Raw genomic sequence first — 16,598 nt, forward strand, 5'->3', positions numbered from 1 at the left:
GATGAACACAACTGCCCTGCTGCTTGGAGCCTTCATGTCACTGTCCGCACTGACCGCCCAGGCCGACACCATCAAGCGTGTCGACCCGCCAGGCTCGAAGTTCCCCATTTCGCAACTGGTCACCGTACCCGCCGGCACCTCGCTGACCTTCGTCAGCGGCACCTTGCCCGACGTTGCCGACCCCAAGGCACCACCACAGACCATTGCCGCCTATGGCAACACCGAAACCCAGACCCGCTCAGTGCTGAACAAGATCCAGGCTGCGCTGCAAAGCCAGGGTCTGGGCCTGGGTGACGTAGTACAGCTGAGGGTGTTTCTGGTAGGCGACCCGGCCACTGAGGGCAAGCTGGATTTTGCCGGGCTGCAAGCCGCCTACACCGAGTTTTTCGCCACTGCCGAGCAACCGAGAAAGCCAACCCGCACCGCCTTGCAAGTGGTGGCCCTGCCCCTGCCGGGCGCCCTGGTCGAAATCGAAGCGGTCGCTGCAAAAGCGCCCTGAAACGCCGCTAACCCACCCCTATTGCTTGCCTGCCGGGACCACCCGGCGGGCGGCCCCTGTGCACCCGCTGTTCAACAGCGCTCATGGAGAGCGAACATGCTTCACGCCCTGAAACTGCCCAGCCCGCGCCTGCAACCCGCACTGCTGACCATGGCCCTTGGCACCACCGGCCTGGCCACGCCTGCTGCATTTGCCGAAACCACTGCACAGGCCAACGACCCGGCACAGCTGGGCACCGTGATCGTCACAGGTAACCGCGGCTCGGAAAAACGTACGGTCACCACAAGCCCTGTGCCGATCGATGTGATCAGCGCCAAGCAGCTGCAGCAAACCGGTAAACCCGGCCTGATGGAAGCCCTCAGTGCCAGCGTGCCGTCTTTCACCCTGCCGGAGAAAACCGGCTGGGACGCCAGCGGCATGGCCCGTGCGCCCAGCTTGCGCGGGTTAAATGCGGCCCAGGTGCTGGTGCTGGTGAACGGCAAACGCCGCCATACCAGCGCCACCCTGAACATCAGCGGCATCCATGCGGGCGCTGCGCCCACCGACCTTGACCTGATCCCCATCAGCCTCATCGACCACGTCGAGGTGCTGCGCGATGGCGCGGCTGCCCAGTACGGCTCCGACGCCATCGCCGGGGTGATCAACGTGATCCTCAAGGCCGACGCTTCCGGCACCTCGGTGACCAACGCAGGCCAGGGTTACGACGGCAAAAAGCAGACCGTGCAGCAAGGCTTGAACAAGGGCTTCGAGATCGGCGACAGCGGCATCGTGCAGCTGGCCCTGGATGCGCGCAGCCAGAACGACGACAACAAGGCCAGTGCTAACGGCTACAGCTATGCCGAAGCCTTCGACAAGGCTGGCAAGTCAACCTACGGCGGCTACGGCACACCGAAGATCAACCTGCTGACCTTGGGCTACAACGCCGAGCTGCCGCTAAGCGACGACCTGGCCCTGTATTCGTTCACCACCTATTCACACCGCAAGGCCGAGCAGGGGCAGAACTTCCGCCTGCCGACCATCACCAACACCATCACCACCGGGCCTAACGGTTACCCCAGCGGTTACACACCCACCTGGTACATCGAGGAAGAGGATGTGCAGGGCGCCTTCGGCGCCAAGGGCAATGTCGGGGAATGGGCCTGGGACCTGTCCAGCACCTACGGGCGCAACGAGGCGCTGCAAGGCACCACGCACAACCAGAACGCCTCGCTGGGCGAGGCCACGCCCAACCATTTCGAATCGGGCACCTGGGTCGCCACACAGCTGACCAGCAACCTGGACCTGCAGCGCAGCTTCGACATTGGCCTGGGCAAGCCGCTTGACCTGTCCTGGGGCCTGGAGCACCGCCGTGACACCTACCAGGTGCGCGATGGCGACTGGGCCTCGTGGGCCAACGGCGGCTACTGCCGTGCGCCCGGGGACTGCGCCGCCTCCGGTGCACAGGTCACCAACGGTATCTCACCGGAAGAAGCCACCAGCACCAGCCGCAACAGCGTGGCCAGCTACATCGACGTCGGCTTCAACCCGCTGCCGCAGTGGTACCTGGGCAGCGCGCTGCGCTACGAACACTACAACCGCGGGGTGGGCGCCACCCGCAGCGGCAAACTGACCACCCGCTATGACTTCACCCCCGCGCTGGCCGTGCGCGCCACGGTCAGCAACGGCTTTCGCGCACCGTCGCTGGCCAACAGCCTGTTCAGCGCCCGCTCGACCACCTACGGTGTGGTCAATGGCGTGTACCAATCGATCAACTACGGCGTACTGCCTGTGGACTCGGCGGCAGCCAAGGCATTGGGCGCCACCGCACTCAAGCCCGAGCGCTCGACCAACTACAGCCTGGGCCTGACCTACCAGCCTGCACCGCAGCTGTCGTTCACCGCAGATGCTTACGTGATCAACGTGCGCGACCGCATCACCCTCACCGGTACCCTGCTGGGCGACGAAGTGACCCAGACGCTGCTGGACAACGGTATCGATTCCACCTCTGGCGGGCGCTATTTCACCAACGGCGCCAATACCCGCACCAAGGGCCTGGACCTGGTGGGCAATTTCGACCAGAACCTGGGCAACTGGGGGCAACTGAAATGGACCGCCGCCTTCAACTGGAACCAGACGCAGATCCTGAGCTACAAGGAGAACGTCAATATCCAGGGCACGGACTACAGCCTGATGGACCGCCAGGCGCGCAACTTCCTGACCGAGGTGCAGCCGCACACCAAGTTGATTCTGGGCGCCAACTGGCAGCGCGACCGCTGGACCAGCAACCTGACCCTGACCCGCTATGGTTCATGGCGTGAAGTGAACTCGGCGACTGACCGCAGCCTCGACCGTGAATACAAGGCGCGCTGGATCACCGATATCGACGTGGGGTACCAGCTGAGCAAAGACCTCAACCTGGCGGTGGGAGCGCAGAACCTGTTTGATGTTTACCCCGAGCGGCAGAACCCCAGCAGCAAGACCATGACCAAGGGGTATGGGGCCTATTCGCCTTATGGTTTTACCGGGGGTTACTACTTCACCCGGCTGACTTACAACTTCTGATATGCACCGTTGGCAGACTGGGGCTGCTGCGCAGCCCCGAAAACCCAAACTAGAACGCATATTTAAAACAAAAGACCATGCCGGTGGGCTAGATTCATTCGAAAGACGAGGCGCACCCCATGAGCCTGATCCCCGGATTATCTGACAATGCTCGCGTGCTGATATGCGGTGCAAGCCGAGGTATCGGCCTGGCATTGTGTAAGGCGATGCTGGCCCGCGATGATGTAAGCCGCGTCTGCGCTGTGTCGCGGCACGCCCGCACCGCTGAGGGGCTGCTTGCACTTGCCCAGGCACATGGCGAACGCTTGGTACTGCTCAATTGCGATGCTCGCGACGAGCTGGCGCTGGCTGCGCTTGCATCCGAGGTGGGCCATGCCTGCCCACACCTTCACCTGGTTATCAGCACACTCGGTATCCTCCACCAGGAGGGCAGCAAAGCCGAGAAATCGCTGGCCCAACTGGACCTCTCCAGCCTGCAGGCCAGCTTCGCCACCAACGCATTCGCACCGATCCTGCTGCTCAAGCATCTGTTGCCGCTGCTGCGCAACCAGCCCGCCACCTTTGCGGCGCTGTCGGCCAGGGTAGGCTCGATCGGTGACAACCGACTGGGCGGCTGGTACAGCTATCGCGCGAGCAAAGCGGCGCTGAACCAGCTGCTGCACACGGCAAGCATCGAACTGAAACGCCTGAACCCGAACGCCACGGTGCTGGCGCTGCATCCGGGCACCACCGATACCGGGCTGTCGCGGCCGTTTCAAGGGAATGTGCCGGAGGGGAAGCTGTTTGAACCGGCGTTTGCGGCACAGTGCGTGATGGAGCAGGTGGGGCGGCTTGGGCCATCGGAGAGTGGCAGTTTTTGGGGGTGGGATGGCGAGCGGATAGCGTGGTGAGTGCGCTCGCGCCGGGTAGCGGTTGCAGCCCGGCCGAGGCAATGCGTTCCATCGCGAGATCAGCTCAGCGAGGGCCACCACCCTGATGACCGCCGAAGCCACCGCCACCATGACCACCACCGTGCCCCCCGCCACCACCTGGCGGCATGAACATCCAGCAACCCGACAGGCTGGATACCAGGACTGCAACCAGGGCTGCACGGAAAAGATGTTTCGACTTCATTGGAACGCTCCACAGGGTTAGATCTGCTGCCTGCCAGTAGCAGTCTGGCAGCGAGCGGATTCTAGAACTGCAGGGTGATGGCACAGGGAAACTTTGCATATCTTTACAGTCGGGTGGAGTGACTGACGCTCTAAAGCGTCCTTGACCCACGCCCTTCCACCGCCGCATGCTCGAACGCTTCCACCCCACGCTCAAGGAACGATTGCATGAAGCTGGAAACACTCGCCCTCCACGCGGGCTTCAGCCCCGACCCGACCACCAAGGCCGTGGCCGTACCGATCTACCAGACCACCTCCTTCGCCTTCGACGACACCCAGCACGGCGCGGACCTGTTCGACCTGAAAGTGGCAGGCAACATCTACTCGCGCATCATGAACCCTACCAACGATGTGCTCGAGCAGCGCATGGCCGCCCTCGAAGGCGGGGTCGGCGCGCTGGCGGTGGCCTCGGGCATGGCGGCCATCACCTACGCCATCCAGACCGTCGCCGAGGCCGGCGACAACATTGTCTCGGTGGCCAAGCTGTACGGCGGCACCTATAACCTGCTGGCCCACACCCTGCCGCGCATGGGCATCCAGACCCGCTTCGCCGCTCATGACGACGTCGCCGCCCTCGAGGCGTTGATCGACGCGCGCACCAAGGCGGTGTTCTGCGAGTCTATCGGCAACCCCGCGGGCAATATCGTCGACATCGCCGCACTGGCCGAGGCCGCCCACCGCCACGGTGTACCACTGATCGTCGACAACACCGTGGCCACCCCGGTGCTGTGCCGACCGTTCGAGCATGGCGCGGACATCGTCGTGCACTCGCTGACCAAGTACATCGGCGGCCACGGTACCAGCATCGGCGGTATCGTCATCGACGCCGGCACGTTCCCCTGGGCCGACAACAAGGAGCGTTTCGCCCTGCTCAACACCCCCGACCCGTCCTACCACGGTGTTACCTACACCGAAGCTTTCGGCCCCGCCGCCTTCATTGGCCGATGCCGTGTGGTGCCGCTGCGCAACACGGGCGCCGCGCTGTCACCGTTCAACGCCTTCCTGATCCTGCAAGGCCTGGAAACTCTGGCCCTGCGCATGGAGCGCCACACTGAAAACGCGCTGAAAGTTGCCCATTACCTGCAAGCCCACGACCAGGTGGCCTGGGTGAAGTACGCCGGGCTGCCCGACCATCCCGAGCATGAACTGGCCCAGCGCTACACGGGCGGCAAGCCAGCATCGATCCTGTCGTTTGGCATCAAGGGCGGCCAGGTTGCCGGGGCGCGCTTCATCGATGCGCTGCAGTTGGTAGTGCGCCTGGTGAACATCGGCGACGCCAAGTCACTGGCTTGCCACCCCGCCTCCACCACTCACCGCCAGCTCAACGACGAGGAGCTGGAAAAAGCCGGCGTGCCGCGCGACATGGTGCGCCTGTCGATCGGCATCGAGCACAGCGACGACATCATCGCCGACCTGGCCCAGGCCCTGGAGGCCAGCCGCGGGTGATGCATCCGCGCCCCACCCAATGCCGACGGCGGGCGCACCTTCATTTAGCCTGGATACACCCGCAATGACCCTGCTCTACCTGAAACTTATCGTCACGCCCCTGCTGATGTGGGCCATCTCCCTCGCCTCGCGGCGCTGGGGCGGTTTGCTGGGGGGCTTGCTATCCGGCCTGCCGATCACCTCGGCACTGGTGATGACTTTCCTGTGCCTGGAACAGGGCAATGCCTTCGCCTTGGGTGCAATAACCGGTGCACTGGGCGGCCTGGCGGCAGTGCAGGCCACCTACACTTTCTATCTGTTGGCCACGCGCAGGCTCGGCGTTGCCTTGGCAGCCCTGCTGGCGTTGCTTTTCTATGGTATGGCCGCCTATGCGTTTACCCACTGGGGCAACCTTCACCTGTCGATTGCCGTGGCACTGGTGCTGATCGGCGTGCTGATACGCGCCAGCGGCCGTGAACCAGAACCAGATACCTTGGCCCGCCCCAGGCACCGGTACTGGGAAATCCCGCTACGCATGGTGTCTGCCACATCCCTGCTGATGATCACCACCAGCCTGGCCAGCTGGCTGGGCCCGGCGACCAGCGGGATGCTCGCGCCGATACCGGTGATTGCCTGGCCGCTGGTGGTGTTCGCCCATGTGCAAGGGGGGCGCCCCGGGATGGTAGCAATGGTGCGGGGCAATGCGATCGGGGCGGTTGGGGTGATCGCATTTTATCTTGTATTGGCGGGGCTGCTCGAAACGTGGGGCGTTGGCGTTACCATCGGGCTGGCCATGGCTTGTGCTGTGCTGCTGACCGTTGGGCTCGCCACTGTGTTGCGGCGGCGTTGATGCGCCATTTGGGGCTGCTGCGCAGCCCATCGCGGCACAAGGCCGCTCCTACATGGACCGCGTAAATCCTGGGCTGTGCACCCTGTCTGTGGGAGCGGGCTTGCCCCGCGAACACCGGCGCAGCCGGTGCCATACCTGATGGAAAAGCGGCCGATGAAGCCAGGCTGGCAGACCCAGGACGCCGCACTGATTTGGCATCGGCCCTGAAATGCAAACGCCATCAACGCGGTTGAGGATGCTCGGCAGACACCGAGTTATTGGCCTCCACGTCTTTCATTTCCTCTTCAATCGGGCCGTCATCATCTGCGGGTAATGGCACCTCTGCGTCACCTGCACCAGCCTGCTCATCGTTGGTTCTTGCGGTGCCGTTGTCCCGGTCAAGCTGCCCGTCCTGGTCTGAACCGGGATTGCCGGGAGGTGGGTCCCAGTCTACGGGGCGATTCTCGGACCAAGCCTCACCGACGCCTTGCTTAGGCTCGGACTCAGCCTGTTCAAGGCCCGAGCCATGGCCCGCGCCTGCGTCGGTGGTATTTTCGGTTGGTCCCGGGTACGGCGAGTCGGGGCCATTGTGGTCGATTGCCATGGGCGTTCTCCTGGTTGCAGCGCAGCAAGGGTGCGCCTGTTGTTCAGAGAGCAATCGGCTGGCGAGAGTGCCTTGTGTTCGACCGGTGGTGCAAAAGGCCGGGCTCGCGGCTTTTGCTGGCCAGGTTGCAGGCGTGTTGCACCGGTATCCGTCAAGCCAGGTGGATTTGCGATAAACCCAGTACCTGAGCTTGCGCGAGAACCTGCTGAGGGGTGGCGTCGGCGGGCGGCATGACCAAGCTGTTCTCGCCATCACCAAAGTGCAGCACCATCAGGTGAAGCGCCGCTTCGTGCAGGGCGAGCTTGGGCTGCTTAAGTTCGAAGGTATGAGTGGCCGATTGGCCGTTGATCAGATAGCGAACTGTGTACGCGTGCATGAGAACCTCAAAAGCAGATACGGGGCTCATTACCTGACCAACCGGGCAGGAATTAATTCATAATGCCTCGATGATGACGCAGCAGGCGCTTCAGCGCACCGCCGCGTCATACGCCGATCATGGCTACTGCAGCTTCATCGTCTTGCGGTGCAGTTCGATGAACGGCGCCTCCGCCGGATCGATGCGGTCCATGCCTGCCGCAATGCGGTGCCAGTACGGATACTGCGGTGCAATGCGCGTTACTTGCTCGAGCTGCTCCAGGTCGTCTGCCGTGAGCACCAGCTCCACCGCCTGCAGGTTGTCGTGCAACTGCTCGAAGGTACGCCCTGCGGTGATGACGCTGGTTATCCCAGGCCGGTCTTTGAGCCAGGCCAAGCACACCCGTGCCGGTGAGCACGCGTGGCGCTGGGCGATTTCAATCAGTGCCTCGATGATGTCGTAGGCCCGCTCGCGGTCGTGCACGTAAGGCTCCGGCCAATCATTACCCTGGCGGGTACCCTCTGGGGTCGGCTGCCCGCGCCGCACCTTGCCAGTCAGCAAACCCTCCCCCAGCGGCCCCCACACCAGCGTCGCGAAACCCTGGTCGATGGCCATCGGCAGCAACTCGTACTCTGCCTCGCGGGCCTCAGGGGTGTAATAGATCTGCTGGGATACCGGCTGCTGCCAGCCGTTGAGGCGGGCGCAGCCGAGGGTTTTCATCATTTGCCAGGCGGTGTAGTTGGAGGTGCCGAAGTAACGGATCTTGCCGCTTTGCACCAGGTGGTCCAAGGCCGCCAAGGTTTCCTCGACCGGCGTGACACCGTCCCAGTTGTGGATCTGGTACAGGTCGATATGGTCGGTACCAAGGCGCTTGAGGCTGGCCTCGCAGGCGCGAATCAGGTGATAACGCGACGCCCCGCTGTCGTTGGGGTTGTCGCCCATCGGGCTGCGGGCCTTGGTGGCGAGGATGATGGAATGGCGTCGCTGCCCCAGCGCAGTGCCAACGATTTCTTCTGCCAGGCCGTGGGAGTACAGGTCGGCGGTATCCACCAGGTTAACCCCGGCATCGAAGGCCATGTCGAACATACGCCGCGCTTGGTCGACATCCACGCTACCCGTTTTTTCGAACGCGCCACGCCCGCCGAAGGGGACAGTGCCAACCACCAATTCTGAGACCAACAGGCCGGTGTTACCGAGTGCACGATACTTCATGGACAACCTCTTTTGCGCAAGACATGGAAGTACCGACGGTGCTGGGAGCTGAAACGTTCAATCTGATCAGCCGGCGAAGCTGCATGCACCTGAGTTGTGGGAGCGGGCTTGTCCCGCGAAGCAGGTGACGCCGTGCAGGCACCGGCTTTGCCGGTGTTTGCGGGCGCGCCCACCCCTACACGCCTGCGCCTGACTCGAGGGCCCGTCAGTGGAAAATGTCCAATGGTTGATTTAGAGACGTTTCCTACACGGTTTTAAGACGCCCTAGGAACCTCCGGCAAGCGATTCCTCGTTAGTGTTCAGGAACCATCACGGTCCTTTCAATGCGAGGTCGTTTTTGACAATCAGCCAACGTATCGCCATTGCGGCAGCCGAAGCCGGGCTGCCGCACGACCAGTGCATGTCTTGCGAACGCCAGGGCCTGCCGATCCTGCCGCTGCGCCGCGCCCTGGTACCGGATACCCGACAGGAGTGCATCACGACTGTGGCAGGTAGCCAACATATCTCGGGGAAGATGGGCCTGCGTACTTTGCGCATGGGTTACCTGTATGTACTGCTCGACCAGCAGGTCTGGCATGCCTACGAAGTCAGCGAACAGGGCCACCTGCGCCGCTTCAACCCCTACGAACCGTCTGACGGCCTACCCGCATCGCTGCCCGAAAAATGCGTGAATGAAAACCACGACATTCCTTCATCCTTCCTGAACATCGATACCGACCGGTATGGCACAGCCTGGCTGGCCTTCTCCAGCGATGCCTGGCCGGTCAGCGTGCTGAATGCCTACAAGAAGGGCCAGGCACCTGCACATCGCTTCGAGGGGATTGACCTGACCCAGGCGCGTAACAACCCAGAATTACTGGGCATTGCAATGACGCCGGATAACCTGCAGGTCGACAAGGATGTGTTCAAGTACGCCCAGCATGGGTGCTCGCCGTTTGACAGTGCGCATGGGTTTCACACTCGCAAGCTGCGCAGGTTTGCCTTGAAGGGATACCTGGTCAACGCGATGAACCGGCACACGCTGGAGAACGGCGTGCTGGCAGTGGTGCTCGACGATACCGTTGGCCTGATTCAGGAATTCAACCATCAGCGGTTGACCTGGGTGGTGAAACGCCAGCTCTGACGTGAGGACCCCATGCGTGCCTACCAGTTGCAGACCTCGCAGATCCTGCAAGTCATTCGTGCCACGCAGCGAGAGTGGGCAGCGCAGAAGGTACCGTCGCTGGAACCCATGACCGGCGATGGGCCGCCGGTGTTCGTCGACCCGGCAGTGGAGCGTCAACGATTGGTAGAACGAGCCCAGCTGGAAAGTGACGAGCGTCTCGAAGAGCGCTACCACGAATCGAAGCGAGCGGCGTTCCAGGCCGAGTATGACCAGCAGGAAGCCGAGTTCCAGCGCTACATCGATAAGGACGCCCGTGCTTACGCCGCGCTGTTCGACACGCCCATGTTCAAGGTGGCCGAGCAGTACGATTACGACGGTGATCATCGTGAGTCTGGCGTGGCGTATGCCAAGACCATGGCCTTATGCCTAGGTGGCAGTATTACCGAGGCGGTGGCGTCCGATGTGAGTCCCGCTGCCGGCACCAGCGAAACGCTCTGGCAGAAATGGCTACAGGATCCTGATAGCCCTCCCTATCGCGCGTTGTTGATGCGTGACCGTGCGTTGTTGGCCGGGCTGCTTCCCAGCTTTTCCGACGTCACCAACTGGAATGACAGCGACAAGCTCTACGGCATGTTGAGCAAGATCATTGCGAGCGACGACGCCGGCTTGCGCATGCGCAATACCTTGAAGCAGGCCATTGCCGAAACCCAGGGCGCGCTCAACGCTGCCAGCCAACTTTTGTCGCCCAATTTGCCACCTGGCATCCAGACCGCCGTGCGGCACCTGAACAGTGCAACCCAGTTCCTTTACAACGGCGTGAACCTCATCGAGCTGGAAGTGAAGATGAAGCTGGGCGAGTACTACGCCTTGCAGAGTGCCCACCTGCGCGAGTTGCAGCACAAGGCCAATGCCTCGATTGCCGAGGCACGGGACCGGATGCATCGCAACATCGCTGATATCGACATTCATTCGACCAAGGCCTGGAACAAGGTGCGGCCGATCATCCAGCACGGGTTGATGAGCCTGGCCGTGCTGGACCCGCGGTTTACCAACACCATGATTAGTGTCTCGGTGTGGGTCGAGGGTACCGCGGCGGACGTGCATGGTCGGTTGTTTGAGGAAGCCAACATGAAGGTAGCTCAGGCAAGCAGCTTGGCGCAGCGTACCTTGGTGGAGGTCTCGGTCGCGGCGGGGACGCTCGAGTCGAATGCGCGAAAGGTGTTGCAGGGCATGCGTATTACTTCGCAGCAGGCGGCGCAGTTGGTGCGAACCGGGTTTCGCGGCTTGCGGGGTGTGGCGGGAAGCTGGGAAGTACTGCTGGCGATTGGAGGGCTGTACTTGCAATCCGACAGCCTCGCCAGAAATCAGGAAAAAGCGGAAGCAGAGATTGGGCCAAAGGCTTATGAGGCCAAACTGGCGTTGCAGGGTTCGCTATTGGGGATATTGGGCGGGCAGATTGAGTTGATCGGACTCATAACGAGGTCCGGCGCCGGCAACATACATAGGCCATGGGCTAAGGGAGCTGCTGTCACTGGACAGGCAATAATAAAAATCGGTGCTGTACTGAGCACAGTCGCAGGGGTCTTTGACACGGCACAAGCGATTCTGGCAAGACAACGCACTTTGGCCACTGGCGATAGTACAGCTGCACGGCAATATAGAATTGCAGTTTCAGCGTACGGGTTGGGTACAGTGGCGTTTGCGTTTGCAGTTTTCAGACCTTTAGTATTTGGACCGTTGGGGCTAGCAGTCACATTAACGCTAGTCGCCTACGAGTTTAGCAAGCGCGCAGAAAACAACGAATCAACTGCTCTCGAACGCTGGGCGCGTCGTTGCTATTTTGGGCTTGCTAATGAAACACCTTCCATACACTGGAATGCTCCGGAATTTTCAGACATAGCATTCGCTGAGCTCAATGCTGCGACGTTGGGTGTGCAGGCAAGGCTAAATTTTGAGTCAAGTATGGCTACGGATCCTACACTCCCAAGAATAGGAGGGTTGGTCAGCTTGAACACGGTGCAACAGCTCAAGTTTCTCGTTGCATTACCCAAGTTCAATAAAGCGAAATCCGCATATCGCTGGAAATTGATAGCACATCGTGTCGGTGATGGAGCGTTTCCAGATTATGTTGGCGGAGAAAGTATTGCTTCGGGTGATTACTTTTCGCACCCAATAAGGCCACTTTCCCCGTCATCCTCTTTTTCTAAGTTTACACCCCCGCGACATCCAGACTATGTGAGTGATTTTTCCACTGATGAATATCAAAGACCTTATCCCAGTGAAGATGGCGGTGTTTATCAGCTTGAAATTTCAGGAGTTGTGCCGCTAGCACCTACGATCGGGAGCCACAGCTTAAGCGCCGCCACCCTGCTGGTTATGTATTGGCCTGACCGCAATTTGCCGGACGCCTATATTGAAGTTTGTTCTCGAGGAATGAATGAATGACATTTAAGCCCAAGGTGTTATGGGAGCGCGCGATAGGTTGGAGCCATGACCTGCCTCCAACGGGAGAGGCACCAGACAGCCACTATTGGGCAGAGACTGTAAACCCCTCACCCAACTACTTTAATGACGTATATCTAGAACTGCCGAGAAAAACAGTAAGTTTGCGAGGGTTTTCAGCGCTCGTCGGCATTCCTGGCTTGTGCTTTTGCGCCGGAATAATACTTTTATTATACTGGGATTTATTTGTCTACGGCTGGACGCGCGACTGGTTAACTAATGTATTGATAGTGCTCGGTCCACCAGCAGCTCTTTGGGCCCTTATCCCTTACATAAAGGAGGATCTTGTCTTGCCCAGAGACGAACCCATTCGCTTCAATCGCCTGCGTCGAAAAATCTACATCTACGAATACCGCTTCGACCGCGTCTTCATCTTCAGCCGCAAGCGCTGGGGTGTCCAACCCGTCGCCTACAACTGGGACGACGTCACCGCCGAGGTCTACCGAATCTACGCCCCTGGCCATGGTGGCCTGATCGAAAACGTCATGCTGTCAGTCCGTAATCCTGAGACTGACGAAGTCATAGATCGTGTCTTCTTCACTCATACCCTGAATGAGGGCGAGGCGTACTGGGCCATCGCCCGGCTCTTCATGCAACAAGGCCCTGAAGCCCTGCCCAAGTTCGTGCACCCACCCCGCGACTGGAACGATGACGATGGCCTGAGCCACATGCATTGCTTGGCCCCGAAAGTCCAGTGGCCAACGGAAATCGACCTTGAGTCTCGCACTGCGCCAGCAACGGATGAGGTCTCCTGAAAGCCACCGCTCTCGGTGCTGGCGATTCGGCCAAGATCATGCCTGCAGGACGAGACAGCGCGCTGGATGGCACCGGCTTTGCCGGTGTTCGCGGGTGAACCCGCTCCCACAGGTAATGCACATGACTTGGAGATTTTGACGCCCCTGCAAGTGCAGCCTGAGCAAAATCCAAAAGTCAGCGCGGTCCCTGTGGGAGCGGGTTTACCCGCGAAGGGGCGGGTCCCCTCGCAATGCGGAACGCGCTCAGTTCAATGCCTCCTGCGCTGGCTGACACTGGTCGCGGTGTACGTACACCCCACAGCCAGTAGCCCAAAGACAGAATGTCCAACCAGCCAACCCCGACATACATGGCGGTGCGGCTGGCCGGGAACCAACCGAGCACGCCAAAGATGAACACCATGAACGCAATCGCGCAAGCTGGCCCTACCGGCCACAGCGGCACCCGATAATCCAGTGCCGCAGCCTCCTCCTTACTCATGCCCCGCCGCATGGCCACCTGCGATAGCAAGATCATCAACCAGACCCAGACAATTGAGAACGTGACTACCGCGGCAAGCACCTGGAACAAGTCTTCTGGCACCAGGCAATTCAACACCACGCCCAACAGCAGAGCGACGCCCATCACTGCAGGGCCCTGAGACGTAACTCCCTGTAAGCTCGCCAATCACTTGCTGTTACAGAATGAACAATCGTCATGGCACTTCCATTTGCGTTGTTTCAGCGCGAGACTAAAGATATCAGCCTAGCAAACCTGCAGAAGAAAATGGAGCACTCTCTCGATAGTCCTTATACCGGGCGCGAAATTCGTAATGTTAATGCCCGAACGTGCGCGGCCAGACTACAAGGCTACGGAGACGCTAAAATCATCACCTCCCAAGTGCCGAACGTTCACTTGATTGCTGACATCCCGCCCATTACCCGCTACAAACTTGTAATGGGACAATAGAAAATCTTCACGATGAACAATGCCTTCATTACGCTGTTTCCCGCCCCAAGCAATCATCAATCCGCCAGCAATTGAAATGAGCCCAGGGTTCAATTGTATGTGTTGCCTCAGGGTAAGGCCCGAGAACCGGTCATAATAAATAACCTCAGGACCGAAGATGGCGATACCCAGACCCAGCGCCGCAACTACAGAACCAATGAATATGAGCAACCTACCATAAAAAACTTGATCCCCAGCTCGCCCCTCAAGATGAGTCGCGTAAGCCTCGGAAAAACCGGGGACAGTGTAGCTCTGCTCAGCCATCTTCAAATCTATCTGCCCTATCAGGCACTCTTCCGCCCCCCTTTGCATGCTCAACTCCCCGAAAAGAGTCAATACTAAGCGAACAATGCTAGCTAAAGTGCAGCTCGATCCAACTCAGAAATGTCTTACAGCCAAAGTTAACACATCCTAAATCGTTATATTTGTAACGGTTAAGACCTCTTTCAAACATTCTTTCATTCAATGCACAGTCGCCTTGTGAGGGCGACTCAGCGCCTACCGCAGGCCCTGCCCACGAATCAAAACACCGACCACCCGATCCGTGAACTCAGCAACTCCAGCGCCGCCATGCCCGCGAGGGAGTTGCCCGCAGCATTCAACCCGGGGGACCAAACGCATACGGTAAATTGCCCCGGCACGATTGCCACAATGCCGCCACCCACGCCACTCTTGCCTGGCAACCCCACTCGATAGGCGAAATTACCGGCTTCGTCATACAGCCCGCTGGTGGCCATGATCGAGTTCACCTGCTGGGCCTGGCGCCGGGTGAGGATTTGCTCTTCGCTGTGCTTGCAGAACCCGTCGTTGGCCAGGAAGCAGAATGCCCGGGCCAGGTCCAGGCAGTTCATTTGCAGCGCGCAGTAACTGAAGTAACTGCGCAGCACCGGCTCGACCTCGTTATGGAAGTTACCAAAAGACTGCATCAGGTAAGCCATGGCAGCGTTGCGCGCACGGAACTGATATTCCGAATCGGCGACACGGGCATCGATTGAAATGTGAGGGTTGCCCGAAAGCCGTCGAACAAAATCACGCATCGACAACGTGGGTGCTGCGAAGCGTGACTGGTTGATATCGCAGATCACCAACGCCCCCGCATTGATAAACGGGTTGCGCGGGCGCCCGCGCTCGAACTCCAGCTGCACCAGCGAGTTGAACGGCTGGCCTGAAGGCTCATGGCCAAGCCGCTCCCAAATGGCTTCACCTGAGTGGCCTATTGCCTGGACCAGGCTGAACACCTTGGAAATACTCTGGACCGAAAAAGGCACCCTTGCGTCGCCTGCGCAGTAATGGCTGCCATCGTTGCTATAGACCGCGATGCCCAACTGCTGCGCCGGTACGTCGGCCAGCGCAGGGATGTAATCAGCCACTTTGCCCTTGCCGATCAAGTGGCGTACTTCTTCAAGAATCTCGTTCAACAGCGTTTGCATGAAAGGCCCTGGCTCAATCCCCTTCAGAGGTAGGTAAGGGGTCGCATGCTTGACGAAGACTGAGCGGCTTAGATCACACATTCGGCAAGCGCATGCCGACGACCGCGATGCCAAAGGCCACAGCGACTACTACCACCTGGGCCTGTGCACCGGCGCCCAACGCGATGCCCTGCGCCTGAGCGCAGACTGTGGCTACACCCTGCACAAGCTGGGCATCAAACGGTATGATCACGGTCTTTGTACTGAGGTATTACGAAGACGCTTCATCTACCGGGCGTATTTCTTGGCCCCGGCAACACAGACGACAGCGCCGAGCGTCACCACAAGCATCATCCAGCTGACGTGTTCATGCAGCAGCAATGCAGCCAGGCCAAGCCCCATGAACGGCTGGAAGAGTTGCAGTTGGCCCACTGCCGCAATGCCACCCTGGACGAGCCCTCGGTACCAGAACACAAAGCCGATCAGCATGCTGAACAGTGAAACGTAGCCGAAGCTGAACCATGCTGGGGCGCTTACCTTGGCGAAGGCATCTAGCGCTGGGAAATTGGCGATTGTCAGCAGCAGCATGAATGGCAATGCCACAATCAATGCCCAACTGATCACCTGCCACCCCCCCAGTGTTCTCGACAGCCGCGCCCCTTCCGCATAACCCAACCCACACACAACCACCGCCGCCATCATCAGCAGATCGCCCACCGCCGACGCCTCTCCCCCATTCATCAACGCGTAGCCAACGACCAGCCCGGCACCTGCGATCGAGAACAACCAGAAACCTGGCCGAGGTCGCTCACCGCCCCGTAAAACGGCAAACCCTGCCGTGCAGAGCGGCAGGAGCCCGACAAAAACAATGGAATGAGCAGAGGTGACGTGCTGCAGCGCCAGTGCAGTCAGTAGCGGGAAACCGATAACAACGCCGAGCGCTGTTATAGCCAATGACGACAAATCTGCACGTTCAGGTCTCGGCTGCCGAAGCACGAGCAGAAAAAGCGCCCCCAACAGGGCGGCAATGGTTGCCCTGGCACAGGTCAGAAACGTGGGCTCGAAGGCCCCCACTGCCACACGGGTTGCCGGCAACGAGCCCGCAAAGATTGCAACGCCTATAAAGCCGTTGATCCACCCGCTTGTTGATTTTTCCATCGGTAACCCCTCGATAAACGAGGGTTGAGTACATCACTGACAGGCTCACCAGGGCCACGTACAATCCA

General features: G+C 60.1%; 15 protein-coding genes and 1 pseudogene. 7 read left to right on the forward strand and 9 right to left on the reverse strand.

What is annotated here, in order from left to right:
- The first annotated feature begins 1 nt into the window (after position 1).
- The 3 genes from CKW35_RS06955 (at position 2) to CKW35_RS06965 (ending at position 3,930) form a co-directional block, all read left to right on the forward strand.
- Complete coding sequence (locus tag CKW35_RS06955) at positions 2 to 499, forward strand: RidA family protein (protein WP_016487706.1); 498 nt, start codon at positions 2 to 4, stop codon at positions 497 to 499.
- A gap of 96 nt (positions 500 to 595) precedes the next feature.
- Entirely contained in the window at positions 596 to 3,040 is a 2,445-nt protein-coding gene (locus CKW35_RS06960; RefSeq protein ID WP_016487707.1) for a TonB-dependent siderophore receptor, read from the forward strand.
- A 119-nt stretch (positions 3,041 to 3,159) separates the two neighbouring features.
- Complete coding sequence (locus CKW35_RS06965; protein ID WP_024717913.1) at positions 3,160 to 3,930, forward strand: SDR family NAD(P)-dependent oxidoreductase; 771 nt, start codon at positions 3,160 to 3,162, stop codon at positions 3,928 to 3,930.
- Positions 3,931 to 3,994: 64 nt separating this feature from the next.
- Here the strand turns inward: CKW35_RS06965 and CKW35_RS28340 are convergent, their stop codons facing one another.
- Positions 3,995 to 4,153, reverse strand: coding sequence for a hypothetical protein (locus CKW35_RS28340; protein WP_172901738.1), 159 nt, complete (start codon positions 4,151 to 4,153; stop codon positions 3,995 to 3,997).
- Positions 4,154 to 4,359: 206 nt separating this feature from the next.
- On the opposite strand from CKW35_RS28340, the gene CKW35_RS06970 reads away from it, so the two are divergent.
- Together CKW35_RS06970 and CKW35_RS06975 are read left to right on the forward strand one after the other, a co-directional pair.
- The gene (locus CKW35_RS06970) at positions 4,360 to 5,637 is read left to right on the forward strand and encodes a bifunctional O-acetylhomoserine aminocarboxypropyltransferase/cysteine synthase (protein WP_095115528.1); all 1,278 of its coding nucleotides are present in this window, start codon (positions 4,360 to 4,362) and stop codon (positions 5,635 to 5,637) included.
- Positions 5,638 to 5,701: 64 nt separating this feature from the next.
- On the forward strand, positions 5,702 to 6,466 hold the full coding sequence (locus CKW35_RS06975) for a hypothetical protein (RefSeq protein WP_095115530.1): 765 nt from the start codon (positions 5,702 to 5,704) through the stop codon (positions 6,464 to 6,466).
- 220 nt (positions 6,467 to 6,686) lie between these two features.
- On the opposite strand, the gene CKW35_RS06980 is transcribed toward CKW35_RS06975, so the two are convergent.
- The 3 genes from CKW35_RS06980 to CKW35_RS06990 form a co-directional block, all read right to left on the reverse strand.
- The gene (locus tag CKW35_RS06980; protein WP_023048181.1) at positions 6,687 to 7,049 is read right to left on the reverse strand and encodes a hypothetical protein; all 363 of its coding nucleotides are present in this window, start codon (positions 7,047 to 7,049) and stop codon (positions 6,687 to 6,689) included.
- 151 nt (positions 7,050 to 7,200) lie between these two features.
- The gene (locus CKW35_RS06985) at positions 7,201 to 7,425 is read right to left on the reverse strand and encodes a hypothetical protein (RefSeq protein WP_016487712.1); all 225 of its coding nucleotides are present in this window, start codon (positions 7,423 to 7,425) and stop codon (positions 7,201 to 7,203) included.
- A gap of 123 nt (positions 7,426 to 7,548) precedes the next feature.
- Positions 7,549 to 8,616 carry an aldo/keto reductase gene (locus CKW35_RS06990; protein WP_060517251.1) on the reverse strand — a complete coding sequence of 356 codons (1,068 nt, stop codon included), beginning with the start codon at positions 8,614 to 8,616 and terminating at the stop codon, positions 7,549 to 7,551.
- A 337-nt stretch (positions 8,617 to 8,953) separates the two neighbouring features.
- On the opposite strand from CKW35_RS06990, the pseudogene CKW35_RS06995 reads away from it, so the two are divergent.
- Positions 8,954 to 12,166 (forward strand): annotated as a pseudogene (locus CKW35_RS06995) (T6SS effector BTH_I2691 family protein).
- A complete protein-coding gene (locus CKW35_RS28830; RefSeq protein ID WP_317985293.1) occupies positions 12,163 to 12,978 on the forward strand; it encodes a DUF6708 domain-containing protein in 816 nt (271 codons plus the stop codon). Before CKW35_RS06995 ends, CKW35_RS28830 begins: the two are co-directional and overlap by 4 nt.
- Before the next feature lie 175 nt (positions 12,979 to 13,153).
- Here CKW35_RS28830 and CKW35_RS07005 read toward each other — a convergent pair whose 3' ends face one another.
- From CKW35_RS07005 to CKW35_RS07020, 5 genes are all read right to left on the reverse strand, one after another.
- Complete coding sequence (locus CKW35_RS07005; protein WP_371855221.1) at positions 13,154 to 13,600, reverse strand: hypothetical protein; 447 nt, start codon at positions 13,598 to 13,600, stop codon at positions 13,154 to 13,156.
- Positions 13,601 to 13,816: 216 nt separating this feature from the next.
- Complete coding sequence (locus CKW35_RS07010; protein WP_256583376.1) at positions 13,817 to 14,227, reverse strand: hypothetical protein; 411 nt, start codon at positions 14,225 to 14,227, stop codon at positions 13,817 to 13,819.
- A gap of 257 nt (positions 14,228 to 14,484) precedes the next feature.
- The gene (gene glsB / locus CKW35_RS07015) at positions 14,485 to 15,393 is read right to left on the reverse strand and encodes a glutaminase B (protein ID WP_016487718.1); all 909 of its coding nucleotides are present in this window, start codon (positions 15,391 to 15,393) and stop codon (positions 14,485 to 14,487) included.
- A 73-nt stretch (positions 15,394 to 15,466) separates the two neighbouring features.
- On the reverse strand, positions 15,467 to 15,625 hold the full coding sequence (locus CKW35_RS28260) for a hypothetical protein (protein WP_016487719.1): 159 nt from the start codon (positions 15,623 to 15,625) through the stop codon (positions 15,467 to 15,469).
- Between the two features lie 35 nt (positions 15,626 to 15,660).
- Positions 15,661 to 16,530, reverse strand: a complete 870-nt coding sequence (locus CKW35_RS07020) for a DMT family transporter (protein WP_016487720.1) — start codon at positions 16,528 to 16,530, stop codon at positions 15,661 to 15,663.
- Positions 16,531 to 16,598 lie beyond the last annotated feature (68 nt).

The organism is Pseudomonas sp. Irchel 3F3 (assembly GCF_900187545.1).
Classification (GTDB): domain Bacteria; phylum Pseudomonadota; class Gammaproteobacteria; order Pseudomonadales; family Pseudomonadaceae; genus Aquipseudomonas; species Aquipseudomonas fortuita.

Bases quoted from the DNA above. Each gene is read 5' to 3' on its own strand.
- CKW35_RS07020 (WP_016487720.1), bottom strand. From the start codon at position 16,530: ATGGAAAAATCAACAAGCGGGTGGATCAACGGCTTTATAGGCGTTGCA.
- CKW35_RS06960 (WP_016487707.1), top strand. From the start codon at position 596: ATGCTTCACGCCCTGAAACTGCCCAGCCCGCGCCTGCAACCCGCACTG.
- CKW35_RS06975 (WP_095115530.1), top strand. From the start codon at position 5,702: ATGACCCTGCTCTACCTGAAACTTATCGTCACGCCCCTGCTGATGTGG.
- CKW35_RS06985 (WP_016487712.1), bottom strand. From the start codon at position 7,425: ATGCACGCGTACACAGTTCGCTATCTGATCAACGGCCAATCGGCCACT.
- glsB (WP_016487718.1), bottom strand. From the start codon at position 15,393: ATGCAAACGCTGTTGAACGAGATTCTTGAAGAAGTACGCCACTTGATC.
- CKW35_RS07005 (WP_371855221.1), bottom strand. From the start codon at position 13,600: ATGGGCGTCGCTCTGCTGTTGGGCGTGGTGTTGAATTGCCTGGTGCCA.
- CKW35_RS06965 (WP_024717913.1), top strand. From the start codon at position 3,160: ATGAGCCTGATCCCCGGATTATCTGACAATGCTCGCGTGCTGATATGC.
- CKW35_RS06980 (WP_023048181.1), bottom strand. From the start codon at position 7,049: ATGGCAATCGACCACAATGGCCCCGACTCGCCGTACCCGGGACCAACC.
- CKW35_RS28830 (WP_317985293.1), top strand. From the start codon at position 12,163: ATGACATTTAAGCCCAAGGTGTTATGGGAGCGCGCGATAGGTTGGAGC.
- CKW35_RS07010 (WP_256583376.1), bottom strand. From the start codon at position 14,227: ATGGCTGAGCAGAGCTACACTGTCCCCGGTTTTTCCGAGGCTTACGCG.
- CKW35_RS06990 (WP_060517251.1), bottom strand. From the start codon at position 8,616: ATGAAGTATCGTGCACTCGGTAACACCGGCCTGTTGGTCTCAGAATTG.
- CKW35_RS06970 (WP_095115528.1), top strand. From the start codon at position 4,360: ATGAAGCTGGAAACACTCGCCCTCCACGCGGGCTTCAGCCCCGACCCG.
- CKW35_RS28340 (WP_172901738.1), bottom strand. From the start codon at position 4,153: ATGAAGTCGAAACATCTTTTCCGTGCAGCCCTGGTTGCAGTCCTGGTA.
- CKW35_RS06955 (WP_016487706.1), top strand. From the start codon at position 2: ATGAACACAACTGCCCTGCTGCTTGGAGCCTTCATGTCACTGTCCGCA.